This window comes from Halopiger xanaduensis SH-6 (assembly GCF_000217715.1).
In the GTDB taxonomy this organism is placed as follows: domain Archaea; phylum Halobacteriota; class Halobacteria; order Halobacteriales; family Natrialbaceae; genus Halopiger; species Halopiger xanaduensis.
In genome coordinates, this window is record NC_015666.1 from 535,788 (window position 1) to 560,820 (window position 25,033).

Annotated in this window: 23 protein-coding genes; 11 read left to right on the forward strand and 12 right to left on the reverse strand. The window is 68.0% G+C overall.

Going from position 1 to position 25,033, the window contains the following annotated elements; translation table 11 throughout:
• Positions 1-28 precede the first annotated feature (28 nt).
• From HALXA_RS02590 to HALXA_RS02600, 3 genes are all read left to right on the forward strand, one after another.
• Positions 29-631 (forward strand): hypothetical protein, encoded by a 603-nt coding sequence (locus HALXA_RS02590; RefSeq protein WP_013878747.1) that lies wholly within the window; start codon positions 29-31, stop codon positions 629-631.
• Positions 632-698: 67 nt separating this feature from the next.
• Positions 699-1,562, forward strand: a complete 864-nt coding sequence (locus HALXA_RS02595) for a ribose-phosphate diphosphokinase (protein WP_013878748.1) — start codon at positions 699-701, stop codon at positions 1,560-1,562.
• Between the two features lie 213 nt (positions 1,563-1,775).
• The gene (locus HALXA_RS02600; RefSeq protein ID WP_013878749.1) at positions 1,776-2,339 is read left to right on the forward strand and encodes a heme NO-binding domain-containing protein; all 564 of its coding nucleotides are present in this window, start codon (positions 1,776-1,778) and stop codon (positions 2,337-2,339) included.
• Positions 2,340-2,368: 29 nt separating this feature from the next.
• On the opposite strand, the gene HALXA_RS02605 is transcribed toward HALXA_RS02600, so the two are convergent.
• The 3 genes from HALXA_RS02605 to HALXA_RS02615 all read right to left on the reverse strand — a co-directional run bounded on the left by HALXA_RS02605 (position 2,369) and on the right by HALXA_RS02615 (position 8,367).
• Complete coding sequence (locus tag HALXA_RS02605) at positions 2,369-4,579, reverse strand: CARDB domain-containing protein (protein WP_013878750.1); 2,211 nt, start codon at positions 4,577-4,579, stop codon at positions 2,369-2,371.
• A gap of 133 nt (positions 4,580-4,712) precedes the next feature.
• The gene (gene ileS / locus HALXA_RS02610; protein WP_013878751.1) at positions 4,713-7,919 is read right to left on the reverse strand and encodes an isoleucine--tRNA ligase; all 3,207 of its coding nucleotides are present in this window, start codon (positions 7,917-7,919) and stop codon (positions 4,713-4,715) included.
• Between the two features lie 205 nt (positions 7,920-8,124).
• Positions 8,125-8,367, reverse strand: a complete 243-nt coding sequence (locus HALXA_RS02615; RefSeq protein ID WP_013878752.1) for a hypothetical protein — start codon at positions 8,365-8,367, stop codon at positions 8,125-8,127.
• 262 nt (positions 8,368-8,629) lie between these two features.
• On the opposite strand from HALXA_RS02615, the gene HALXA_RS02620 reads away from it, so the two are divergent.
• The 3 genes from HALXA_RS02620 (at position 8,630) to HALXA_RS02635 (ending at position 10,377) form a co-directional block, all read left to right on the forward strand.
• Complete coding sequence (locus HALXA_RS02620; protein ID WP_049895386.1) at positions 8,630-9,241, forward strand: uracil-DNA glycosylase; 612 nt, start codon at positions 8,630-8,632, stop codon at positions 9,239-9,241.
• Positions 9,242-9,623: 382 nt separating this feature from the next.
• Complete coding sequence (locus HALXA_RS02630; RefSeq protein ID WP_013878754.1) at positions 9,624-10,043, forward strand: HIT family protein; 420 nt, start codon at positions 9,624-9,626, stop codon at positions 10,041-10,043.
• Between the two features lie 97 nt (positions 10,044-10,140).
• Positions 10,141-10,377 carry a hypothetical protein gene (locus tag HALXA_RS02635; RefSeq protein WP_013878755.1) on the forward strand — a complete coding sequence of 79 codons (237 nt, stop codon included), beginning with the start codon at positions 10,141-10,143 and terminating at the stop codon, positions 10,375-10,377.
• A 40-nt stretch (positions 10,378-10,417) separates the two neighbouring features.
• On the opposite strand, the gene HALXA_RS02640 is transcribed toward HALXA_RS02635, so the two are convergent.
• Both HALXA_RS02640 and HALXA_RS02645 read right to left on the reverse strand, forming a co-directional pair.
• Positions 10,418-11,434, reverse strand: a complete 1,017-nt coding sequence (locus tag HALXA_RS02640; protein ID WP_013878756.1) for an A24 family peptidase C-terminal domain-containing protein — start codon at positions 11,432-11,434, stop codon at positions 10,418-10,420.
• Positions 11,435-11,529: 95 nt separating this feature from the next.
• Positions 11,530-12,408 (reverse strand): methyl-accepting chemotaxis protein, encoded by an 879-nt coding sequence (locus tag HALXA_RS02645; protein WP_013878757.1) that lies wholly within the window; start codon positions 12,406-12,408, stop codon positions 11,530-11,532.
• A gap of 128 nt (positions 12,409-12,536) precedes the next feature.
• Between HALXA_RS02645 and HALXA_RS02650 the strand changes: the two genes are divergently transcribed.
• The gene (locus tag HALXA_RS02650) at positions 12,537-12,938 is read left to right on the forward strand and encodes a hypothetical protein (RefSeq protein ID WP_013878758.1); all 402 of its coding nucleotides are present in this window, start codon (positions 12,537-12,539) and stop codon (positions 12,936-12,938) included.
• Between the two features lie 226 nt (positions 12,939-13,164).
• Here the strand turns inward: HALXA_RS02650 and fer are convergent, their stop codons facing one another.
• From fer to HALXA_RS02665, 3 genes are all read right to left on the reverse strand, one after another.
• On the reverse strand, positions 13,165-13,554 hold the full coding sequence (gene fer, locus HALXA_RS02655; RefSeq protein WP_013878759.1) for a ferredoxin Fer: 390 nt from the start codon (positions 13,552-13,554) through the stop codon (positions 13,165-13,167).
• A gap of 324 nt (positions 13,555-13,878) precedes the next feature.
• Positions 13,879-15,060 carry an inorganic phosphate transporter gene (locus HALXA_RS02660; RefSeq protein WP_013878760.1) on the reverse strand — a complete coding sequence of 394 codons (1,182 nt, stop codon included), beginning with the start codon at positions 15,058-15,060 and terminating at the stop codon, positions 13,879-13,881.
• Positions 15,061-15,226: 166 nt separating this feature from the next.
• The gene (locus tag HALXA_RS02665) at positions 15,227-15,652 is read right to left on the reverse strand and encodes a universal stress protein (RefSeq protein ID WP_013878761.1); all 426 of its coding nucleotides are present in this window, start codon (positions 15,650-15,652) and stop codon (positions 15,227-15,229) included.
• A 127-nt stretch (positions 15,653-15,779) separates the two neighbouring features.
• On the opposite strand from HALXA_RS02665, the gene HALXA_RS02670 reads away from it, so the two are divergent.
• Positions 15,780-17,201 carry an APC family permease gene (locus HALXA_RS02670; RefSeq protein WP_049895096.1) on the forward strand — a complete coding sequence of 474 codons (1,422 nt, stop codon included), beginning with the start codon at positions 15,780-15,782 and terminating at the stop codon, positions 17,199-17,201.
• Positions 17,201-17,956, forward strand: coding sequence for a universal stress protein (locus HALXA_RS02675; RefSeq protein ID WP_013878763.1), 756 nt, complete (start codon positions 17,201-17,203; stop codon positions 17,954-17,956). The genes HALXA_RS02670 and HALXA_RS02675 overlap by 1 nt, the downstream gene beginning before the upstream one ends.
• A gap of 20 nt (positions 17,957-17,976) precedes the next feature.
• On the opposite strand, the gene HALXA_RS02680 is transcribed toward HALXA_RS02675, so the two are convergent.
• The 4 genes from HALXA_RS02680 to HALXA_RS02695 form a co-directional block, all read right to left on the reverse strand.
• The gene (locus tag HALXA_RS02680) at positions 17,977-18,753 is read right to left on the reverse strand and encodes a universal stress protein (protein ID WP_013878764.1); all 777 of its coding nucleotides are present in this window, start codon (positions 18,751-18,753) and stop codon (positions 17,977-17,979) included.
• A gap of 211 nt (positions 18,754-18,964) precedes the next feature.
• Positions 18,965-20,143, reverse strand: coding sequence for an inorganic phosphate transporter (locus tag HALXA_RS02685; RefSeq protein WP_013878765.1), 1,179 nt, complete (start codon positions 20,141-20,143; stop codon positions 18,965-18,967).
• Between the two features lie 190 nt (positions 20,144-20,333).
• A complete protein-coding gene (locus HALXA_RS02690; RefSeq protein WP_013878766.1) occupies positions 20,334-20,726 on the reverse strand; it encodes a hypothetical protein in 393 nt (130 codons plus the stop codon).
• A 121-nt stretch (positions 20,727-20,847) separates the two neighbouring features.
• A complete protein-coding gene (locus HALXA_RS02695; protein WP_013878767.1) occupies positions 20,848-22,698 on the reverse strand; it encodes an SLC13 family permease in 1,851 nt (616 codons plus the stop codon).
• Positions 22,699-22,867: 169 nt separating this feature from the next.
• Between HALXA_RS02695 and hisA the strand changes: the two genes are divergently transcribed.
• Both hisA and HALXA_RS02705 read left to right on the forward strand, forming a co-directional pair.
• Positions 22,868-23,617: a 1-(5-phosphoribosyl)-5-[(5-phosphoribosylamino)methylideneamino]imidazole-4-carboxamide isomerase gene (gene hisA, locus HALXA_RS02700; protein ID WP_013878768.1), complete on the forward strand. Its 750-nt coding sequence runs from the start codon at positions 22,868-22,870 to the stop codon at positions 23,615-23,617.
• A gap of 62 nt (positions 23,618-23,679) precedes the next feature.
• On the forward strand, positions 23,680-24,912 hold the full coding sequence (locus tag HALXA_RS02705) for an MFS transporter (RefSeq protein WP_013878769.1): 1,233 nt from the start codon (positions 23,680-23,682) through the stop codon (positions 24,910-24,912).
• The last annotated feature ends 121 nt before the right edge of the window (positions 24,913-25,033 follow it).

The window sequence follows — 25,033 nt, forward strand, 5'->3', positions numbered from 1 at the left end:
TAACTACCCGAACTGCAGTGACTCGTACATGCCAGCGCTACCGCGTCGACGACTGCTCGCCGGCGCCGGCACCGCACTCGCGGGAGTGTTAGCCGGCTGCTCGAGCGACGCCAGCGACGACTCCGACGGAACCGACTCCGAAGACGGGAACGAAACCGACGACGGAACCGGCGACGGTTCCACCGCCGATTCCGACGCGGCGCCCGATTCGAACGACGGCGGCGACACCGACGACGGTGGCGACTCCGCAACCGACGGCACCGCCCTCGGCGAGATCAGCATCGAGAACGTCCACGACCGCTCGCACACGGTCGACGTCATCGTCGAGTTCGACGGCGAGATCGAACACTGGACCACCCACGAACTCGAGGCGGGCGACGGCACCACCCTCGAGCGCGACTGGCCGACCGAAGCCGGCTCGTTCCGGCTGATGGCCCGCCTCGACGGCGCCGAACTCACGCAGGTCGAGCCGGCGGAGTGGAACGAGCCCGCCTGTCTCAACCTCGTCGCCATGATCGACCGCAACGGCGCGCTCAAACTGCTGAGCGACACCGACGGCGGTCCCTGCGGCGACGGCGAGACGGCGTTCAGCGGAAACAGTACCGAATCCGGCGCCGGCGGCGCCGAGTAACCGCTCGCCGCCGCCATCGGACCGGCGAACGAAAACCCGTTTATCCGCGCGCGCTGTCCCCTCGAGTATGATCGTCAGCGGATCCGCGTCGCAGGCACTGGCCGCGGCGCTGTCGTCCGAACTCGAGGAACCGCTCGCCGCCGTCGAGTACGACCGCTTTCCCGACGGCGAACTGCTCGCGGCCGTTCCCGGCCTCGCCGATGCCGATTCGAGCCCCGACCGCGCGGTGATCGTCGCCTCGACGGTCTCGAGCGACGCTCACGTCGAACTCCTGCAGTTGCAGGACGCCGCTCGAGAGGCCGGCGCCGGGGAAGTCGTCACCGTCCTGCCGTACATGGGCTACGGCCGCCAGGACGAGGCCTTCGAGGCGGGCCATCCCGTTTCCGCACGTGCGGTCGCGCGAGCCATCTCGACCGGCGCGGACCGCGTGCTGACCGTCAACCCCCACGAGGCGGCCGTCTGCGACTTTTTCGAACCGACCGCGACCGCCGTCGACGCCGCCGGCCGGCTGGCCGAGCCCCTTCCCGAGGACCTCGAGGATCCCGTCTTCCTCTCGCCGGACGCCGGCGCGATCGACCTCGCGGAGACGGTCCGAGACGCCTACGGCGAGGGCGAAACCGACTACTTCGAGAAGACCCGTCACTCGGGCACCGAGGTCGAGATCACGCCCAGCGACGTCGACGTGAGCGGGCGGGACGTCGTCGTCGCCGACGACATCATCGCGACCGGCTCGACGATGAGCGAGGCCGTCGGCGTCCTCGAGGACCGGGGCGTCGGCCGCGTCTTCGTTACCTGCGTCCACCCGTTGCTGGCCCGCGACGCGTACGCGAAGCTCTCGCGGGCCGGCGTCGAGGCGATCTACGGCACCGACACGATCGAGCGCGGCGCCAGCGCCGTCTCGGTCGCGCCCGTGCTGGCGTCGCACCTCTGAGCCCGCGACCCGATCGACGGTATCCGGAGCGAATCGACACTGCTCGTGCGGTCGGTCGACTGCGAGAGATCAAATACGAGCGCGAGGCACGATCTAACAGCCGAGACTCGAGCGGGTAGCGGGCCGATAGAACGAAGCGGGGCGAACGGCAACCGAATACGAGTGCCGACCGTCCGCCGATCGCCCGGCACCGCGACCCGCCGACCCCGACACATGCACGGAATCGTCCACAAAACGCTCGAAACGTACGTCGTCGATCGAACCGACGAGGAGACGTGGGAGCGCGTCGTCGACCGCGCGGACCTCGAGCCGCGGCTGTACCTGCAGGTCTCCCACTACGACGACCGCGAGATCGACGCCGTCCTCGAGACGTTGACCGAGTTAGCCCCACAGGACCGGCGGACTATCGAACGGGGGTTCGGCCGCACCCTCGCCCCCGAACTGCTGTCGACGTTCAACGCCCACATTCGGACCGATCGGGACGTCCTCGAGTTGCTCGCCAACCTCGAGCAAACCGTCCGGGAGATCGATACGGCGACCGAGAAGGCGTCCCTCCCCGACATCTCGAGTCGGCCCGACGGGAACGAGGTGACCGTCACCTACGACACGCACCGCGAGACGACCTACTGCGGGCTGGCCCACGGGGTTCTCGAGGGGCTGCTCACGGCCTTCGATGCGGACGGGACCGTCACCGAGCAGGCGTGCGGTCGCGAGGATGAGGGCGAGGACGACGTCGACGCTTGCCGATTTCTGGTAACAGTCGAGGACGAGGAGTAGAGGGGTAGTCCGGCGACCGCGGCGCAGCGTTACGGGTGCCGCGACCGCAGCGAGCGAACGTGTGCGACTGCGAGAAGTGCGACCAGCGCCGCGATCGCCGCCGGCGTGCCGAACCCGGGGACTTCCTCGAGTTCGGCCGGCGGCCGCGACCGGTTTTCGACGGTGACGACCGCGGACTGCTGGCCGACCGCGACCTCGTACCGCGCCGGGGAGTCGAACCGCAGTTCGCGATCGACCGTCACCGTATCGCCGGCCGCGACTGCGACGGGGACTTCGGTGGCGCCCTCGGACGTCCGGAACTCGAGGAGGGTCGCGCCGGGCCCGTCGCCGGTCGCCTCGACCGTCGCCGTCGCCGTGATCGGGTCGCCGGGCGCGGCGGTTTCGGGGTCGAGCGTTAGGTCCGTCACCTGAACGCTCGAGTCGTCGACAACGACCGCCGTCAGTTTCTCCTCGCCGATTCGGAGGTCGTACGTGCCGAGTTTCGTCGGCGTCCAGGTGAGGTTCGCGGTCGTCGTCGAACCGGCCGCGAGGCGCTGTTCTCGGTAGTCGACGACGTCGCCGTCGACCTGTAGCGTCGCGTCGGCGGTCCCGTTCCGGTCGCCGGTGTTGGCAATCGTCGCGGGTATTCGAACTGATTCGCCGGCGGGGACGGCGATCACGCGTTCTCCGTTTTGCGCTTCCGTCGATCCGAACGACTCGTTCTCGCCGCTCCCGCGCCGCCACGCGCTCCACGGCTCGCCCGCGACGCGAATCCCGTCCGCGTCGATCCCGTACTCGAACTCGGCGACGGGCTGGTCGAAGGCCTCCCAGTGAGCGTCTCGGTCCCACATCTCGGGCGTCGCTTTCGTCCGGGTATATTTCTCCGCGGCTGCGCGAACCTCCGGGCCGCCCGCGTCCTCGAGCGCCGCGAGCAGCGCGTCCTCCGTCACCGGCTCCTCCCTGGCGTTCAGCCGTCGGAAAACGTCCTCGAGCGTGCGGTCGCCGTCGGTAGCGAGCCGAAGTTGGCGGTCGAGTTCGGCGTAGACGAGCCGGCCCTTCACGTAGGGCGTGCGGTCGTCGGTCCAGCTGTCGGACTCGGCGAGGACGTCGGTGTCGTAGGGCGAGCGTTCGCCCGCCGCGAGGTACTCGCGAACGTCCGCGAAGTCGACCAGCCCGCGCTCGAGGGCCACCGTTGCGGCGTGGTAGTCGGCCTGGCCCTCGACGAGCCAGTCCGTCTCGCTCGTCGTGCCGACCGAGGAGCGCGCGTACCCCTGGCGGACGTGGACGTACTCGTGGAGCCAGGCGCTGCCGGGGTCGGACAGTTCGGCGTCGGCGGCGACCCACGCGTCGGCGCGGCCGTACTGGACGCCCTCGGGTCCCCAGTCGGCCTCGGTCGGCGCGGCGACGAAGAACACCTCGTCGCTGGCCGCGCCGACGTCGAGACGGGTCCGGGCCGCCTCGAGTTCGTCGAAGATCGCCTCGGGGTCTTCCCGCAGGTCGGCGGCGTCGGGAACGACCAGCCTGATCGTCCCCGAGCCGTCGTCGACGGCGCGCTCGTACGCCGTCACCGGGCCGAAGACGGCGATGTCGCCGCCGGTCGTACCCGGGCCGTCGACCCGCACCGTCTCCTCGACGCCGACCGGCGCGGTGTACCGGTAGGAGAAGCCGCCGGGCACCTGCACGATGCCCCACTCGCCGGTTTCGACGAAGGAGTAGCCGTCCCGCGACGTGGCGGGCGTCGCCGGCGACGATGGCGACGCGTTCGACGCCGCGCTCGAGATCGAGTCCGACGAGTCGGTCGCCGCGGTGGCTGTCCGACCGACCGCCGTCCGGTTCGCCGGCAGCGTCACCCGAAGCGTCGGCTCGTCGGTTTTCCCGGTCCATCGGAACGTTCCCTTCTCGTCTCCCGCCTCGAACCCTTTGGCCGACTGGACGGTCGCATCGGCTGTGAGGAGGACGTTGAGTTCGGTGACTGCGTCGGGAATCCGGAAACTGAACTCGGCTTCGAACGCCCCCGGCTGGTCGGGGAGTTGACGCAGCGTCGTCGTCCGGTGTAGCGTCGCACCCGAAGCCGACGAGGCGGCCGACGCAGTCGAAGCGGACGAACTTGCAGACCCGATCGAAGCGGTCTCGATACTGCCCGATTCGGCGACGGCACTGCTACCGCTCGAGCCCCCGCCGGCGCCGAGTCCGACGACGGGTGCGGAGAGTGAGCCAACGAGGAGAACGACGAAGAAGACGACGGCAACCCGGGCGCGCATGAACGTACGCTTGAAACTGACCGTCAAGTCCTTTGTGGTGTCGGCCGCCGAAACCGACGGCCGCGGCGCTCGCGGCACGGACTCGAGCGAGACGAAAGAAAAATCAGCGAGCGTTCACACTGTGACGGTCAGATCAATCCGACGCCTCGGCCGCCGCCAGCGGCTCGATCGCGATCTCCATCGCGACGCCTTCGACGTCCCACTCCTTGCGGTGCCCGTCCTCGACGGTCCGGAGTTCGTCGGCGCGGACCTCCTCGCGGATCAGGTCCTCGCGCTCGTCGACGAGGTCGGCCACGCGGTCGTCCCCGATCTCGAGGTCCAGCGCGATGCGCTCCTCGACGTCGAGATCGAGGTCCTTGCGCATCTCTTGGACGCGGCGGATGACCTCGCGGGCGTAGCCCTCGCTCTCGATGTCCTCGGTCAGCGAGGCGTCGACGTAGGCGACGCCGCGGTCGTCGCCGTCGAGGCCGAAGGCGGTGCCGGCGATGTCGTCCGGCGTCTCGGTGACGAAGGAGACCATCGACTCCTCGAGCGACTCGTCGTCCTCGAGCACGTCATCGACGGCTGCTTCGAGCGCCTCGAGCGTGGGTTCGTCGATCCGAGCCTCGTTGAGCGCGTTCATGACCTGCCCGGCGCGGTCGCCGAAGGCGGGGCCGAGTTCGCTCATGTCGGCCTCGGCGCTGTACTGCAGTTCCTCCCAGCGGTTCTCCGCGGAGACGAGTTCGATCTCGCGGGCGTTGAGCCGGTCCTCGAGCAGGTCGGTGTGGCGGGAAACGGCCGCGGCGACGCGCTCGTCGTCGGCCGCGACGACGACGCGCGGAACCGGCCAGCGGAGCTTGCGGCCGGCCTGCTGGCGGGCGTTCGCGCCGGCTTCCTCGATCGCGCGGAGGAAGGCGACGTCCTCCTCGAGCTGCTCGTCCTGCCAGTACTCCTCGACCGCGGGCCAGTCCTCCATGTGGACGGTGTCGTACCCGTCGTCCCCGGTCAGCGTGCCGTAGATCTCCTCGGAGATGAACGGCGCGTAGGGAGCCAGCAGCGCGACGGTCTCGCGGAGGACGCGGTAGATCGTCGCGTAGGCGGCCGCCTTGGAGGCGCTGTCCTCCTCTTCCCACATGCGCTCGCGGACGGCCTGGACGTAGAACCGCGAGACGTCCTCGACGACGAACTCGATTAAGGCGTCGACGGTCTTGTCCTGCCGGCGGTCCTCGAAGTGCTCGGTCATCTCGGCCTTCGTGGACTGCAGGCGTGCGAGCACCCACTCGTCGATGAGCTCGAGGTCGTCGTCGACGTCCTCGAGCGTCGTCTCCTGCGGGTCGAAGTCATCGAGCCGCATGTACGGGAGCGGGAAGCGGAAGACGTTCCAGAGGGTGCGGAGGTGGTTCTCCATCGTCTGCATCCCGTCCCAGTCGAAGCGCATGTCCTCGCCCTGCGGGTTGTTCGAGAGCAGGAACGTGCGCATGACGTCGCGGCCGTGGCGGTCGATGGCCTCGTGGGGGTCGATGAGGATGTCCTTGGACTTGCTCATCGCGCGCCCGTCGGGCATGAGCGCGTGGCCGTGCATCAGCACCTCCTCGTAGGGGATGTCGCCGATCGCTGCGCTGCCCATCCCCAACTGGGACCAGAACCAACCCCGCGTCTGGTCGTGGGCCTCGAGGATGAAGTCGGCGGGCCAGAGTTCGTCGAAGCGGCTGTCGTCCTCAGGGTAGTTCAGGGTGCCCCAGGAGGCGACCGAGGAGTCGAGCCAGACGTCGAAGACGTCGGGAACGCGGGTGTAGGTGGTTCCGTCCTCGGTGATGGTTAGCTCGTCGACCGTGTCCTTGTGGAGGTCGACCTCCTCGGGGTCGACGTTCTGGTCGACCCGCTCGGCGAGTTCCTCGCGGTCGCCGACGACGATCATGTCCTCGTCGTCGTCGCGGTCCTCGGGCGTCCAGACGGGCAACGGGATGCCCCAGTAGCGCTGCCGGGATACGTTCCAGTCGGGGGCCTCCTCGACGAAGTCGCGGAAGCGGTTGTCGCGGGCCCAGTCGGGGTGCCACTGGCTGTCCTCGATGTTTTCCAACAACTCGTCCTTGATGTCGGTGATCGTGATGAACCACTGGTCGGTGACGATCTGGATGATACCCGTATCGCAGCGCCAGCAGTGGCCGTAGCTGTGGGTGATCGTCTGCTCGGCCAGCAGCGAGCCGTCGGCCTCGAGGTCGGCGACGATGTCCTCGTTGGCGTCGCGGACGAACTGTCCCTCGTAGTTGCCGGCTTCTTCGGTGTAGACGCCGTCCCCGCCGACGGGACAGAAGATCGGGAAGCCGAGTTCGCGGCCGCGCTCGAAGTCCTCCTCGCCGTGACCCGGCGCGGAGTGGACGAGGCCGGTGCCGTCGCCGTGGGTGTCGACGTAGTCGGCGGCGTAGACCTCGCAGGCCCCCTCGTGGTCGGGGTAGTCGGGGACGCGTTCGGCCATCGGATGCTCGTAGGACCAGCCGATCAGCTCCTCGCCGGTCAGTTCCTCGACGACCTCGTAGTCGTCGTAGCGGCCCGCCTTCAGGACCTCCTCGAACTTCGGCTCGGCGACGTAGAGGAGTTCTTCCTCGCCGTCCGTCTCGGCGCGGACGCCGACGTAGTCGCCCTCCTCGTCGACGGCGACGAAGGTGTTCGCGGGGATGGTCCACGGCGTGGTCGTCCAGATGACGATCTTCCCCTCGCGGTCCTCGAGGTCGAATTTGACGTAGATCGAGGGGTCCTCGACGTCCTCGTACTCGACCTCGTTGTTCGCGATCGCGGTCTCGCAGCGGGGACACTGCGAGATCGAGCGGTGGCCCTTCTCGACTAAACCGCGCTCGGCGGCCTTCGAGAAGCCCCACCAGGCGGCCTCCATGTACTCCGGCCGGACCGTCTTGTAGGGGTCGTCCCAGTCCATCCAGACGCCGAAGTCCTGGAAGTCCGACTGCAGGCCCTCGAGTTGCTCCTCGGCGTAGTCCTTGCACTCCTGGATGAAGTTCTCCTCGCCGAACTCCTCGATGTCCTTCTTGTTCTCGAAGCCGAGTCGCTCCTCGACGCGGGTCTCGATGGGGAGCCCGTGCATGTCGTAGCCCGGGCGGTCGGTGACGTCGTACCCCTGCATCCGGAAGAAGCGGAGGTAGACGTCCTTCAGCGTCTTGTTCCAGGTGGTCCCCATGTGGGCCGACCCGGAGGTGTACGGCGGCCCGTCGACGAAGAAGAACGATTCCCCGTCCGATCGGTGCTCGACCGTCTGCTCGTAGGCGTCGACCTCGTCCCAGTACTCGAACACCCGCTGCTCGAGTTCGTGGGGGTCGTACTGGTCGTCGACCTCGCCGAACCTGCTCATACGTGACGTGATTCGCTCCGTCATTAAAGGGGAATCGGTCCCGCAGGCGCGGACGCGGGAGCGAAGGGAGGGACGCGACGCCGCTCACCGGGCAGCGGCGCGGCCTCGAGTGAGGAGAAGCGTCGTACAGACGACGCGGGCGGAGAGAACGAACGTCGAAACGAAAACCGGACGAGAGCGGGTACCGACCCGACCAGCGATCGGATCAGTTCAGTCGCGCCTGCACTTCCACGAGCAGTTTCTGATAGCCGAGCCCGTAGACGCCGGCGTAGATCATCACGGCGCCGATGGCGGCGAGCCAGAGGGCGACGGTCTGGTCGCCGGCGCCGAGGTGTTGCGTGCTCGCGTACTCGGCGGCGATGCCGCCGATCGTGAGCGCGCTGGCGGCGATCGCGTAGAAGACGACCGACAGCGATTCGATGACGAGTTCCGGGTCGAGCGACGTCATTACCGCTGAAATGCCGCTGGGAGACCGTAAACTTGTCCCATCGTGTCCGCGCGAAGACACACACACACTCCAACCCGGGCAACCTAAACCCGCTGAGCACCGAAACGCGGGCGTGTCCCCACCGAACGCTTCGTCTCCGTCCGACTCGAGTGCCGACGCGGCCGCGGATGCAAGTGCAAATGCGGACTCGAGCACCGCCGCCGATTCGGATGCGAGCTCGAGTTCACCCGCCGACCCGCCGTTCCCCCAATCCCGCAACGTCATCGAACCCGACTGCGCGCGCTGTCCCGCGCTCGCCGAAACCCGCGAGTGTATCTCGTGGGGGACCGGCCCCCTCGACGCGAGCGTTATCGTCGTCGGGGAGGCGCCGGGGCCCGGCAACCCGGACGCCGACCGCTGGAAGGGCGGCAACTGGACCGGCAAGGGCTACACCTCGCGCCACTCCGGCCGGCGCATCCGGCGCATGCTGGCCCAGGTCGGCTACGACGAGACGGCCTACTACACTAACGCCGTCAAGTGCTTCCCCGCCGACCCCGAGGACCCCTCGAGCAACCGCGAACCGACGCCCGAGGAGCGGGCGAACTGCCGGCCCCACCTGCTGACAGAACTCGAGACTATCGATCCGACGGTCGTCCTCGCGACCGGCAAGCACGCGACGAAGACGGTGCTGGCGGCCGAAGGGAAGGAACTGGACGGATTCATCGACTGCGTGCTCGAGCCGGTCCGCTGCGAGGCGTTGGACGTCTGGCTCGTGCCGATCCTTCACCCCTCGTACCAGGACGTCTGGATCGGCCGGCTCGGCTACGAGCCCGACGAGTACCTCGCGGCGATTCGGGAGACGCTCGAGGACGTAATCGACGGCGCGGCGCAGTAGTGTAGCGTCGCGGCGCCTAGCAGTCACTACACGGAAGCGGCGAGTTCACGCGGAAAGAAATCGAGGAGTCGAACCGTTGCGGTGGCGGCGGTTTCGGTGGTGAAGGTGGTGGGTGATCGTGTGGTCCGGGTGTGTCAATGCGTGAGGGTGGTCCCCCGCCAGCGCGACGATGCCCACGCGGGGCAGTTCGTCTCGAGGAACGGGGTGATAATGAAGACGGTGACGGTACACGCTAATTCCGGACAGTTTACCGGAATTATCGCGAATAGATGATCGTTTACCGCGGTAAACTGTCAGTCGGACCGACCGGTTCGGCGGTCACGCGTGGGCTTCAGCATCGGACCGAGTAACCTTCTTACGCCGAGCCGACACATACTCGCGTATGAGCACGATCTTCAGCCAGATCGTCGAGGGGGAGATCCCCGCTCGAGTCGTGTACGAAGACGAGACCACGCTGGCCTTTCTCGACGCCAATCCGCTGGCGCCGGGCCACACCCTCGTCATCCCCAAGGACGAGTACGAGCGGCTGAACGACGTCCCGGAGGACGTCGCGACGGACCTCTACGACACGATCCACCGGATGGTCCCGGCCGTCGAGGAGGCCGTCGACGCCGACGCGACGACGGTCGCCTTCAATAACGGCGAGGCCGCCGGCCAGGAAGTGCCCCACGTCCACTGCCACATCGTCCCCCGCTTCGAGGGCGACGGCGGCGGCCCCATCCACGCCGTCGCGGGCAGCCGGCCCGACCTGGACGACGACGAACTCGACGACATCGCCGAGGATATCGAGTCTCGAGCCTGAACCGCCCGTTCGATTCGGCCTCACTTGCGCCACGCCGAGCCACTGGACGGCCGCGCGACGCCGTGATTGTTTTGCCGGTCCGGCGTGAGCCTCGAGTATGCCACTCGTCAGTATCGTCGCCCGCTTTCGGGAGCGGCCCCTCGCCACGGCGCTCGAGGTGGGCAGCGTCCTCCTCTGCTGTCTGCTGTTCGTCGTCACGTTCGTCCTCCTGCTGAACGAGCCGCCGGCCGGCGGGGAACGGCCGTGGCTCGCGATCGTCGCAATCGGTACCGTGTTCGTCGTCTTCTGGACGGCGCTGGTGCCGCTCTACGAGCGGTTCGTCGGGTTCGACTGAGAGCGTCGAATCGCGACCGAGAAAAACGGAACCGGAAGCGTCAGAAGAACGCGCCCAGCAGCAGATCGCCGTAGGTCACCGCGATCACCAGCCCGACGAACACCGGCACCAGAAACGGCGTCCCCGGTGAAATCCAGACGGTCTCTTCTTCCGCGACGACGTCGAGCCCCGCCCGGAGCTTCGCGGGCGTCGTCCCGTAGGCCGATCCTTCGATATCCTCGAGGAAGGCCTCGGCACCCCAGGGATCGTCGAACGTCCGCTTTCGAGCGGGCGAGGACTGCGGCGGGTCCTGCACGAGAGCGCCGGTGCCGCCGTCGCCCCGCACGTCGGCGTCGACGGCCCCGTCGGTCGGCGGGTTCGGTTCTTCGGGGAGCGTCGCCGGGTCGCGGTAGGCCTCCGGGTGGGCGCGCACGTCGGCCAGCGAAAGCCCGCGCCAGCGGAGGTACATCCGCAGGGCGTCGAGGTCGAGGCCGCTCAGGGAGACGCCCTCGGGCGTCTCGAGGAGCTGGCCGTGGCGCTCGGACAGCGACTCGGTGGCGACGGGCCAGCCCAGCACCATGACCGGCGCGATGCGGCCGGCGACGGCGTTGCGAACGGCCAGGACGACCGGAATCGCGACGGCGACGACGACGGCGTTGGTCAGGATCGTAAACGAGAGCGCGCCGAGCGGCGACGTCGTCAGCGGGAGCGTCCACGAGCCGACGGCGTACTCCGGGAACGTCGGAAACAGCAGCGCGAGGACGAGCAGCGCCTTCGCATCGGCGCCGCCGAAGCCGCCGAACCACCAGAACAGGTACGCGATCGGGACGACGAAGCCGAGGCTGATCGCGGCCGGCACGAGGAACTCGGCCGTCCACGCGTGCGGCCCCGCGGCTCGCGCCAGTTGCGCCTCCCAGACGAGCAGGGCGGCGCCCAACAGCGCGAGCGGAATCCAGACGGTGCTCGAGACGCGCCTGGTCTTGATGTCGCGAACGGCGACCCAGGCGAAGACCGGGAGGGCGACGAGTCGCAGGAGATCCGGACCGGTCGCCACGGTCGCGGCTACGGCGGGTGTCACGTTCACTGTCTCTCGAGCGCGGGGGTGTTATTGTTTCGGCTCGAACGGGAGCCGGAGAGATCGCCGGCGGGCGATCGGCCGTCGCCGACCGCCGGTCACTCGACCCGCTCGCCGAGCGCCTCGATCTTCTCCTGCTGTTCCTCGTTCGCCGCCGCGACGCGGCTGATCTTCTTGGCGACCGTCTGGGCGTTCTCGGCGGTCGAATCGACCATCGTCGCGACCTCCTCGGTGGAGGACGCCTGTTCGTCGGTCGCGGTGGCCACCTCCTCGGCCCCCTGGGTCGCCTCGGTGACGGCGTCGTCGATCTCCTCGAGGATGTCGACCGTCTCGTTGACGTGTTCGATGCCGGTCTCGACTTCCTCGTTCGCATTGGAGATCTGCTCGACTGTTTCGTCGGTCTCGTCCTTGATGTCGGCGACGAGGCCCTCGATCTCCTCGGCGTTCTCGCGGGATTCCTCGGCGAGACTCTTGACCTCGTTGGCGACGACGGCGAACCGGTCGCCGGACTCGCCGGCGCGAGCCGCCTCGATGGAGGCGTTCAGCGCCAGCATGTTCGTCTGGTCGGCGATCTCGTTGATCACGTCGACGATCGTGTCGATCTCGTCGATCCGCTCCTGCAGCCGGGAGACGGCCTCGGCGACGTCCGCGTTCGCGTCGTCGACGTTATCCATCGCGTCGATGGCGTCCTCAGCGACGTCGCAGCCGTCGTCGGCGAGGTCCTCCGCGCTGCTGCTGACTTCCTTAACCTGGTTCGAACTGGCCGCGATCTCCTCGACGGTCGCCGAGAGGGTCGAGACCTCGTCCGCGATCTCGTGCATCGTCTCGGACTGCTCGTCGGCCAACTCGCTGATCTCCTCGGAACTGCCGGAGACCATCTTCGAGATATTCAGCAGCTCCGTTACGGAGTCGCCGACCTCGTCGGCCAGCGTCCGCTCGGCCGGGTCGGCGTTGCTGCCCCCGGTTTCGTCAGTCATACGCGATTCCATCCGCGCAGCCGACATAAAACGAACGGCCGGTGGCAGAACCATCATAGACAGCGTCTGCCGCCGATCGAGGATATGTCGGCAAGAAAGTTTACCACGGTTCCGCGGAATTTCCTGCCATGGCACAAACAGTTGCGGCCGACACGGACCTCTACACGATCGAGTGGGACGGCGACATCGACACCGTCACCTTCACCTGGGACGAGTTCGCCAGCGGCGAGCGATTCAAGGACGGCGCGAACGCGCTCCTCGAGTACGTTCAGTCGAACGATGTCGCGAAAGTCATCCACGACACGAGCGGCATTCAGGCCCACGACGACGAGGATCTGGCGTGGCTCCAGTCGGAGTGGTATCCGAAGATGGTCGACGCCGGCCTGCGGTACTCCGCGATCGTCCATCAGGAGAGCGTGATTTCGCAGATGGACACGGAGGACTTCGTCGAGGACGTCAAGGACATGCCGTACAAGCTCATGCACACGGCGGACCTCGAGGAAGCGCGCGAGTGGATGGCCGGGAACTAACCGCTACCGGTACCGGTGCTAGTACCGTCGGCGGTGACCCGATCGTCGACGACGGGACGAATCGAGCCGTAATCGGGACGGGATTTTCGACGGCAACAAAGCGCCGACCCGTAGAGACGACCGCGACGCGAGCATCACGAACGCGGGAGAGCGAGAAGCGGCGCTACCGCTCGAGCGGACCGGGGCGGGCGCGCAAAAAATCGGAAGCTCGGGCGGGTGCGTCAGTTTAAATGACGCGGTTCTGCAGGTAGTCGAGGTGCTTGGCGTTGTAGACGATCTTGACCTCGTCGGTCTCGGGCGAACCGATGCAGGTCAGGCGGACGTTCTTCTCCTCGACCTCCTCGTCCGAGAGGATCTGCTGCATGTCCATGTCGATTTCGCCGTCGACGACGATGGCGGCGCAGTTCGCACACGCGCCGGCGCGGCACGAGAAGGGCCAGTCGTAGCCCTGCGCCTCGGCGGCCTCGAGGATGTACTCGCCTTCGGCGACGTCGAGCGTGCCGTAGTCCTCGTCGTCGAGGCCGGCGTCGGCGGCCTTCTCGAAGACTTCGTCGTCGTAAATGTCCCAGCCTTGGTCGTCCACTACTTCGTAGTTGAGGTATTCTACCGTGGGCATCACTCGATGATTCACGGGCCGCACTGGTATAGCTTGCTGTTCAGTCCTAAATTGTCTTTACACATGAATTGCCAATTCGACGGAAAGTAAGTCAAGGAATGCCAGAGTATCGGGATCGAGCCGGAAAGAAAAAAGAACTCAGAACATATTCGGGCCGAAACCACTCGTTTTCAATTGTCCGCGAAACCAGAGGTACAGCGCCTCTATCACCTCATATCGAACGTGTCGACCTGGTTAGGAGTGTCCGAAACGGAACGGATCCGCACGAGCGGGCCGGCGGCGGAAGCGAGACCGATCAGCGGACGGTTCCGGGACCGGTCGAACTCAGAAGCCGAAGAGCGGCACGAACCGGAACGTCAGGTACGCGCCGACCGTCGAGATGATCGGGACGACGTTCTGCATGAGGATCACCCGGGCGGTCGTCGAGGGATCGAACAGGTCGGAGGCCTTCGGGATGTCCTCGGGTTCCTCCTCGCCGATCCTCGGGGCCTGCTCGCCCTCCTCCTCCGCGGTGAGGGCGCCGACCGAGACGCGGGTTTCCTCGCCGCGGCGGGCGTCGGAAAGCGTCGTCGTCCGCGTCGCTCGGCCCCAGCCGAGGCCGATGATGCTCATCGTCGCGATGACGACGAAGCTCGCGGGGACCCCGATCGAGGAGAGCACGATGACGATCGTCGAACTGATGACCGCGACGACGATCGCCGCCGTCAGCGGCAGGTTCGTGATGTCGTTGCCCAGCGTATCCAGCGTCCGGCGAGCGATCGTGAAACAGCCGATGGCGACGGCCGCACCCCCGATCAGGATCAGCGTCCCCATCTCGAGGGCGCCGGTGCCGTAGATCGGCGCGATCGCGTTCGCGATGTTGCTCGTGCCCGACGAAAAGCCCATCAGACAGCCGATCGCAACGACTACGAACGCGCCTGTGATCTCTCGCCGGGTGGCGTTCTCCTGGAACTGAAGTCGCGGCACGGCGCCGGAACGATCGACCGTGATCATCTGTCGGCCGTCGCGGTTGGCCTCGATGGCGACCCACTCGTTGATCCGGGGGTAGAAGTACCGGCCGACGACGCCGGCGACCCAGAAGCCGATGATGGGGGCGACGATCCACCAGACGACGATCTCGCCGAGGACGCTCCAGTTGAGTTCGCCCGTCGCGAGGCCGAGCGCGGCGATCGCGCCGACGGCGGTCATCGACGTCGAGGCGGGGACGCCGGCGTAGTTGCCGACGAACAGCGCGCCGCCGATGAAAAAGAGGACGGCGACGTTCGAGCGCATGGTGAAGATGTCGGTCGTGTGAACGAGTTCGTTGCCGAGCGTGTCGACGACGTTCGGTCCGATCGTCCACGCGCCGACGAAGAAGAAGATCGACATCAGGCCGGCCGCCATCAGCTTGGTGATGACGTTCGCGCCGACGGCCGGACCGAACGCCGGACCGGTCGTCGAGCCGCCGATGTTGTAGCCGACGAAGATTGCGGTCAGGATTCCCACGATAAGTAGTACTTCCGTCACAACAGGAGATCACGCGATTGAAGCCTAAAAAACGCGCCCATTCGCGGTTCCGGTTGTCGTCCGGCCGACCGGTCGGACCGGGTCCGAGCGCTCGAGCGCGGCTCGAGCGTCCCCGTGCAACTCGCCGACCGGCGCTCCGACGGGGGCGTGCTCGAGGCGGCGGGACCTACCGAACGACGACCACCGGCACCGGCGAGCGACGAACCACCCGTTCCGCCACGTTTCCAACGAAAACTCGGTCCGCGACGGTTCCGCCGTGGGTCCCGATCACGACAGTCTCGTAGTCGTCGGCCCGGTTGATGATCGCGCGGACGGGATGGCCGAGTTCGATCTCGGTATCGAGCGTCACGTCGCTGTCGGCGTCCGCGGCGATTTCGCGTGCGCGGTCGAAAATCACGTCCGCGTGCTCCCTGGCTTTCGCCTCGAAGTCGTCGGCGAGCGCGAGTCCCGTCGCCTCCGCCCACATCGGCGACGGTCCGCCGACGACGTGCAGGACCGTGAGCTCGGCGTCCGGATAGACCTCGAGGGCGTACTCGAGCGCGCGTTCGCTCATCTCCGACCCGTCCATGGGGACGAGGACGTGCGAGACCATACGCGCACTCCCACGGCGACGAGGATAAGCGCGTGGGTGGCTCCGAGCACAGCAGACGGGGATGGCACCGCTGCCCCCAGTACCAAGAGTGCGCGTGTCATAGACTCGCATGGATCACGGGCCGACCATGGACACCGATACGCCGCGAAGCGGCGGCACGAACGTCGACGACGAGGCGCCGCGGATCGAGCCGACGGTCGAAACCGACGCCGCGACGAAGACCGACGACGCCGAACTCGAGCGGACGCTGGGGCTCGCCGGCGGCCTCGCGATCGGGATCGGGACGATGATCGGCGCGGGTATCTTCGTCTTTCCCGGTCTGGCGGCGGGGCGGGCGGGGCCCGCGGCCGCGGGCTCGTTCGCGATCGGGGCGGTGATCGCGCTCCTCGTGGCGCTGCCGGCGTCGGAGCTCGCGACCGCGATGCCGAAAAGCGGCGGCGGCTACTACTTCATCTCGCGCGGGCTCGGGACCCTCGCCGGGACCGTGGTCGGCCTGTCGCTGTGGCTGGGGCTCGTGTTCGCGACGGCGTTCTACCTCGTCGGCTTCGGGTACTACGCCGTCGACACGCTCGCGGAGGTCGGCGTCGTCGTCGGCAACGGGTGGGTCGTTCCGCTGGCGCTGGTGTTCGGCGCCGGCTTTACGGTGCTGAACGTCACGGGCACGGAGAACGCGGCGAAACTCCAGAACGGGATCGTCGCCCTGCTGTTGTCCATACTGGCGTTCTTTCTGGGATTCGGCGGGCTCGACGCCCTCGGTTTCGTCGGCGAGTCGGCCACGCCCGAGCGGTTCGCGCCGTTCGGCGCGGTGCCCGTGCTGACGACGGCGGCGCTCGTGTTCACCTCGTACCTCGGCTTCGCACAGATCGCGACCGTCGCCGGCGAGATGCGCGATCCCGGCCGGAACCTGCCGCTGGCGATGGTCGGCTCCGTGGTCGTCGTCGGCGTCCTGTACGTCGCGACCATCTTCGTCGCGACGAGCGCGTTCGGCAGCGAGCGCCTCGCCGACCTCGGCGAGACGGCGATGGTCGAGGTCGGCCGCCACTACCTCGGGCCGCTCGGGGCGGTCGCGATCGTCTTCGGCGGCCTCCTCGCGACGGTCTCGAGCGCCAACGCGTCGATCCTCAGCACCTCGCGGGCGGTCTACGCCGTCTCGCGGGACGCCCTGCTCCCGCGGTGGGCGAGCCGGATCAACCTCCGGTACGGGACGCCCCACGTCGCGCTCGGGTTGGCCGGCGGGCCGATCCTGGCGTTGACCGCCACCGGTCGGGTGACGATCCTCGCGGAGGTCGCCTCGTTCCTCCACCTCGTCATGTACGGCCTCATCTGCGTCGCGCTCGTCGCTATTCGCCGCGACGAGCCGACGTGGTACGACCCCGACTTCCGGGTGCCCGGCTATCCGGTCGTGCCGGCGGCGGGCGCGGTCGCCAGTTTCGGCCTCATCGGGTTCATGCAGCCGACCTCGCAGCTGATCGGCGTCGCGGTGATGGTCGCGACCGCCGGCTGGTACGTCTATTACGCCCGAAACGTAACCCTCCGGGGTGTTCTGTGATGAGCCGCATCCTCGTTCCGCTGGCCGTCCTCGAGGGCGAGTCCGTCTCGCCGGGACTCGTCCGCCTGCTCGAGCCCGCCGACGTGACCGTCCTCGGCTACCACGTCCTGCCCGAGCAGACGCCGCCGGACCAGGCGCGGGTCCAGTACGGCGACCGAGCGACCGCCACCCTCGAGACCCTGACGGCGACGTTCGAGGCGGGCGGGGGCGCGGCCGACTACCGGCTCGCGTTCACGCACGACCGGGATCGAACGATCGACCGCGTCGCCGCGGAAACCGGCTCGCAGGCGTACGTACTGACGGGCATCGCGGACTCGATCGACCGGCTCCTGGTCCCCCTGACCGGGGACGTCGCCGCCGACCGCGTCCTCGCGTTCGTCGCCGACCTGATCGACGACCGCGAAATCGGCGTGACCCTATTTCTCGCGACCGACGCGGAGGCCGACGGTCGACTGTTGCTCGAGGAGGCCGCCGAAACGCTCTCGAGTCGCGGCATCGATACCGAGTCGACGCTCGTCGTGAGCGAAGGGGCGCTCGGCGGCCGCACGTTCGACGCGCTCAGGGAGGACGCCGCCGCCCACGATGCCGTCGTCGTCGGCGAACGCGCGCCCTCCCTCCAGTCACTGCTGTTCGGCGACGAAGCCGAGCGGCTCGCCGCGGAGTCGGTCGGTCCGGTACTGGTGGTTCGGCGTCCGGACGACTCGTCGGCGGAGGGGGAATCAGGATCAGGGTCAGAGTCAGAGCCGAAGCCGTAAACCACCTGAGCGGCGTCGACTCACGCCGACGGCCCGTCTCGAGCCGCCTCGTCGTCCTCCTCGAGGTACTCCCCGCGGACGACCAGGACCGGATCGGCCGTTCGCTTCGCGAGCCGTTCGGCGCGGTCCCGGAAGACGTAGCGGCGAATCGAGGGGCGGCTCTCGCCGGCGACGAGCACGTCGTGGTCCTCGGCGGCCGCGAGGATCGCCTCGGTCGGCGAGTCGTCGACGACGACCGATCGTGAGACGCGGTCGGGATCGAGTCCCGCGTCCTCGAGCGCCGTCGCCATCGTCGCGAGCAGTTCCTCGCCCCGCTCGCGGTCGCGCTCGTCCCCGACGACGTGAAGGAGCGTAGCGTCTATGTCGGTGTCCTCGAGGACGGTGGCGACGAGTCGTGCCTTGTGTTCGACGTTGATGTCGCTTCGAATCGCGACGAGCATCGACTCGAGGACGGGCGCGGGATTGAGGATCAGGACGGCGTCACAGCCCGCGTCGACCGCGACGCGTTCGAACGTCTTGAAGCGGTCGTGGGTGAACACGAGCCGCGAGGTGACGGGGCAGCCGGCGGCCTCGAACGCCGAGCAGCGCTCCTCGAGTTCGCGCGCGGCTCGCCGCTGGAACTGCTCGCGCGCCTGGTCCGGCGGCGTCTGTTCGGGGATTTCGTGGTAGCCGAGCAGGAGAACCGGGATCGACGCGAACGCATCGATCAACGTCGTGGGGACGCTCTCCCCGCCGAGCACCGCAACAGGAACGAGCACGCGGTGGTCGGTAGCGGCGGTATCGTGGGTGTCGGGCATCGGCGACTGCCTCCTCGTCACGTACGGGCTGGCGCATCATATACCCCCGGCAGGACCGCGCGAGGAGGGCGAGAGCGCTCGACCCGCCGCTCGAGTCGGCGGTATCGGGGATCGGGAGCTGTACGACGATCGAACCGGGTCGAAAAAAGCGCGACCGGACGGGTTTCGGACTCGAGCCCGGGTAGCGGTGGCGGTGGCGGTGGCGGTAGCGTTAGAGGCCGAAAATCGGAACGAATCGGAACGTGGCGTACGCCCCGATCGTCGCGATAGCCGGCACGACGTTCTGCATGAGCACGACGCGGGCCGTCGTCGCCGGATTGAACAGGTCCGCCGCGCTGGGGATCCGCTCGGATTCTTCCTCGCCGATCGGCGGCAGTTCGTCGCCTTCCTCGTCGGCGGAGAGCGCGCCGACCGAGACCGGCGCGTCCCCTTCCCCGCGCACGGCGTCGCTCACCGTCACCGGGCGGGTCGCCCGCCCCCATCCGAGGCCGATGATACACATCGTCGCGATGATGACGAAACTCGCGGGAATGCCGATCGCCGAGAGGAAGATGACGAGCGTCGAACTCACCGTCGCGGTGACGATCGCCGCCGTCAACGGCAGTTCCGTGAGTTCGCTGCCCATCGTCTCGAGGGTCCGACGCGCGATGGTGAGCGTGCCGATCCCGACCGCGAAACAGCCGATGACGATCGCGGGGTTCATCTCGAGTTCGCCGCTGCCGACCAGCGGCGCGACCGCGTTCGCGATGTTTGAGGTCCCGGAACTGTACGCCATCACGCAGCCGATGGCGATCACCATCGCCACGCCGCCCAACTCGCGCCGGTTCGTGGTCTCGCTCGGGACCGGAATCGGGACGGCCCGGGAGCGGTCGATCGTAAAGAGCGGCCCCTCGCTGCGCTCGATTACGATCCGCCGGTTCAGCGCGGCGTAGAAGTACCGACCGATGATCAGCGACACCCAGAAGCCGATGAAAGGCGAGACGATCCACCAGATCGCGATCTCGCCCATCACCGCCCAGTCGAGTTCGCCGGCGGCGAGTCCGAGCCCCGCAATCGAGCCGACGGCCGTCATCGACGTCGACGCCGGCACGCCGAAGAAGTTCCCGATAAACAGCGCGACCCCGATGAAAAAGAGGACGCCGACGCTGGCCTCGAGCGTGAAGATGGCGGTGTCGGTAACGAGTTCCCGGCCGAGCTTATCGACGACGCGACGGCCGATCGTCCACGCGCCGACGAAGAAGAAGACGGTCATCAACAGTCCGGCGGCGGTTTTCGAGATGGCGTCGGCGCCGACGGCCGGCCCGAACGCCGGCCCCGTCGTCGCCCCGCCGATGTTGTAACCCACGAAGACGGCCACGAGAATCCCGACGAGCAGCAGCGCGGACACCATACTGTTATCTGATCTGCGACTTTTACCTGGATTCGGATATTCGTTGTGCTCTCTCGGCCGCCGAGCGGATCGGCGGACGCGGCCTCGGACTCGGGTTCGGACTCGAGCCCGCGCTCGCGCTCGAGGGTCTCGAGTCCGGGCCGAGCCCGGTCCCCGAGCACCGACCGGGACCGAGATCGGGACCGAAAGGTCAGCGATCGGATCTTTCGGCGCCGTCCCTGCCGGCCGCGTCGTCGGTCGCATCCTCGGCAACCGTCTCCTCGAGGAGGTCCTCGATCTCGTCTTCGCGTGGCCGCCGGTCGATGCGTTCGTCGACCGTTTCGATCTGGTCCTGAACCGCGTCGACCTGCTCGCCGATCGACTGTTCGACGGCTTCTTCGACCGTCGCTTCGACTTCCCTCGTCATCCACTCCGGATCGAAGCGCGCCATCTTCCAGATGACGTGTAAGGCGTACGAGACGAGGACGCCCAACCCGAGCGCGACCCCGACCCGCGTTCCCTCGATGACGATCAGCACGACCGAGACGAAAATCAGGACGCCGTAGGCGAGATCGATGATCGCGTCGATACGACTCGGATTCATCGCTCGACCACCCCCACCGGCGCGGTCGCGGTGTCCGGGTGGTTACGAACGCGATCCTGACGGGCACTCAGCATCTACCAGTAGTTTAGCGCAGCGTGTGAAATTACTTTGGGGATCGACGTCAGACGCCCCAAAAGAACGCGATTCCGAGCACCGTCACGACCGAGAGTATCAACTGCAAGGGGGCGCCGATGCGAGCGTAGTCGGTGAAGCGGTAGCCGCCGGGCCCGTAGACGAACAGGTTCGTCTGGTAGCCGATCGGCCCCAGAAAGGCCGTACTGGCGGCGAAGGTCACGGCCAGCACGAACGCGAACGGGTTCGCGCCGATCCCCGCCGCCGCGGCCGCCGCGACCGGGATCAGCAGGACGACGCTGGCGTTGTTGCTGATGACGTTCGTCAGCAGCGCCGTGAGCATGTAGAACAGCCAGAGGACGGCGATCGTCGGCAGCACCGACGCGGTCTCGACGACCGCGAACGCGAGCAGCGCCGCCCCGCCGGACTCCTCGAGCGCGATCCCCAGCGGGATCACGCCCGCCAGCAGGAAGATGATGTCCCACTCGACGGCGTCGTACAGTTCGTTCGCGTCGAGGACGCCGGTGACGACCATCGCGACCACGCCCGCGAGCGCCGAAATCAGGATCGGGTAGATCTCGAGGGCGGCGACGGCGACGACGCCGATCATGATCGCGACGGCGACGGGCGCCTTGTCCGCCCGGTAGTCAGGCTGGGACGGTTCGCGGGCGACGATCACGTCGTCGCGACGCGAGAGTCGCTCGAGCGTCTCCGGCGCCGCCTGGACGAGCAGCGTGTCGCCGACCCCGAGGCGCGTCCCGACGATGCGCTCGGCGATGAGTTCGCCCCGGTGTCGCAGGCCGAGCACCGCGGCGTCGAACTCCTCGCGGAACGCTTCCGGATCGAGCCGCTCGCCGATCAGCCGGGAGTCGAGCGAGACGACGAGTTCGGTGATGATCCCCTCCTCGGCCGAGAGATCCCCGTCCAACCGGGGTTGGCCGACCGGCTCGATTCCCTCGGCGTCCTCGAGCGCCGTGATCGCGTCCCGATTCGTGCGGACGACGAGGACGTCGCCCTCGTGCAGCCGCGTCTCCTGGCGCGGCGCGATCGACCGGTCCGCGTCGCGGACGACCTGCACGACGTCGATTTCGGGGCCGAGCGCCGCGGTGGCGTCGCCGATCGATTCGCCGACGAGCGGGGAGCCCGGCACCACCGCGACGTCGGCGACGTAGTTTCCGACGTCGTACTCCTCGAGGTAGTCCGCCCGCGGGGGCACACGCTCGGGGAGGAGATAGTGACCGGCGAAGATCAGGTACAGGCCGCCGACGAGGGTGACGAGTGCGCCGAGTTGCGTGAACTCGAACATCGAGAACCGGTGGAGTTCGGGGTATTCGCTCCCGAGCCGGCCGCTGATGTCGCTGGCGAGGATGTTCGTCGAGGTGCCGATGAGCGTGAGCATGCCGCCGATCTGCGAGGCGTAGGAGAGCGGGATCAGCAGCTTCGAGGGTGAGGTGTTCCCGCGGTTGGCGACGTCGGTGACCACCGGGACCAGCAGGGCGACGACCGGCGTGTTGTTGAGGAAGCCGGAGACGGGGCTGGTCGCGGCGACGGTGGCGAACAGCTGTCTGTGGATGCTGTCGCCCGCGAACGCGGCCATCCGCCGGCCGAGTTCCTGAACGAGGCCCGTTCGGCTGATCCCCCCGCTCAGGATGAGCATCGCGAGGACGGTGATCGTCGCCTCGTTCGCGAATCCGGAGATGCCGGTTTCGGGGTCGATCCCGGTCCACGGCTCGAGGACGACCAGAATCACGATCAGTAAGATCGCGGTGACGTCGATCGGCAGGCGCTCGGTGAGAAAGAGCACGAGCGCCACGAGGACGACGCCGAACACGACGAGCGCGTCGGTCGTCAACGCGGGTTGAGCCGCCGGTTCCTGGACCAGCGGCGCGAGAACCGCCATCGTAATGCGATCCACACCGGGCGAACATGTAATAACTCCGCAAGGAAAGCGGACTGTAACGGACCGATGACGACCATCGGCGTCGACAGACGGTCGAAACCGCCGGCTCGACGGCGGCACGCGGGTCGGAACCGTCGCCTTTACTCGAGTCGGGCGCGCTCACACGCGTATGAACGATCAGTTCGATACCGAGTTCGAGGTCATCCCCGCCGTCGACGTGCAGGACGGCGAAGTCGTCCAGCTCGTCCAGGGCGAGCGCGGGACCGAGAAGACCTACGGCGATCCGGTCGAGGCCGCCCGACGGTGGATCGACGCCGGCGCCGAGTCGCTGCACCTCGTGGACCTGGACGGCGCATTCGAGGGCCAGCGCGCGAACGCCGACGCCATCGAGGGGGTGCTCGAGGCCGTCGACGTGCCCACGCAACTGGGCGGCGGAATCCGAACCGCTGAGGACGCCGCGGGTCTGCTCGAGCGGGGCGTCGACCGGGTCATCCTCGGCACCGCGGCGGTCGAGAACCCCGAGATCGTCCGCGAGATCAGCGAGGAGTACCCCGACAGCGTCGTCGTCAGCCTCGACGCGAAGGACGGCGAGGTCGTCGTCGAGGGTTGGACCGAGGGCGCCGGCGTCTCGCCCGTCGAGGCCGCCGAACGCTACGAGGACCTCGGTGCTGCCGCGATCCTGTTTACCAACGTCGACGTCGAGGGCCAACTCGAGGGCGTCGCGACCGAGCCCGTGCGAGAGCTGGTCGAGGCGACCGATATTCCGGTGATCGCCAGCGGCGGCGTGGCGACGCTCGAGGACGTCCGCGCGCTCGCGGAGGGGGGTGCAGCCGCGGTGGTCGTCGGCAGCGCGCTCTACGAGGGGAACTTCACGCTCGAGGAAGCGCAGGCGGCGGTCGACGGCGAGCGGGAGCACTGAGTCGCCTCGTGCTATCGTCCGGGACAGACGCCTTGATAGGTCCGTAGTCCGTAGGGTCGCGCGTGCACTCGAGCGATCGGGACCGGCTGGTACTCGCCGCGGTCGTCTTCGCCGTGTTGTTCTCCCAGCTGTTGCTCTACCCGGGGGTCGCGACGCTCGTCGAGACGCTGGGCGCCGACGCGTCCACCTCGGCGTTCGCGGCGACGCCGCTCGACGCGAGCATGTGGTTCCTCGTCGCCGAGTTCGCCGCCTACGTCGCCTTCGTCGGCGTCTGGGGGATGGCCAGCGACGTCACCGGCCGGCGAACGCCGTTTATCGTCGCCGGCTCGCTCGCCGGGGCCGTCGGCTACGCGGCGCTGGCCGCCGTGCCCGCGATCGGTTCGATCCCCTTCGAGGGCGTGCTCCTCCTGCGGCTCTTCCAGGGCGCGATGACCATCGGCGCGTTCTCGCTGACGATGACCATGCTGATGGACTTAGACGGCGGCCACGGCCGAAACATGGGCGCGGCGGGGATCGCCATCGGGCTCGGCGCCGCGATAGGCGCGCCGGTCGGCGGCCAGCTAACGGAGGTCGATCCGATCGCGCCGCTGGTCGTCGCCGCCGGCCTGCTCGTCGTCGTCGGGGCGGTCGTCTCGCTGATCGAGGACCGCACACCGAGTCAGAAGCGGACCGCCCGCGCGCTGCTCGAGGGCGTGCGCCGGCGGCCGACGCTGTCGATCCCCTACGCGTTCGGGTTCGTCGACCGCATGACCGCCGGCTTCTTCGCGCTCGTCGGGACGCTGTACTTCCAGGACGTCTTCGGCGTCGACGCCGGAACGACCGGCCTCCTGCTGGCGTGTTTCTTCGCCCCCTTCGCGCTCCTGCAGTATCCGATGGGGGCGCTGTCGGACCGGATCGGTCGGACGATCCCGATCGTCGTCGGTTCGATCTGCTACGGCGTCGGCATCCTCGCGCTCAGCGCCGCGCCGACGGTGGCGACCGCGGCGGTCGGCATGGTCGGCATCGGCGTCCTCGGCGCCCTCGTCTCCCCGACGACGATGGCGCTGGTTACCGATCTCGCCGACGAGGGCGAACGCGGCCTCGCGATGGCCGGCTTCAACCTCGCCGGCAGCCTCGGCTTCCTCGGAGGCTACCTCATCGGCGGCACCGTCGCCAGCAACTACGGCTACGGCCTCTCCTTTCTCGTCGTCGGCGGCCTCGAGATCGCGATCGCCGTCGTCACCGTGCCGATCTTCCTCAAACTCTCGCTCGAGCCGGGGACGCGGTTCGGCCGCGACCACGAGACGACGGAGTGACCGATCAGCCTGGTCCCCGGTCGAATAAGCCGAGGAATCGACGGCGCCGATCGAGTCGATAAAAAGGTATCTGGCGGGGTTCGATTTCGACAGTTGTGGTATGTGAGTGCATAACTTTGTA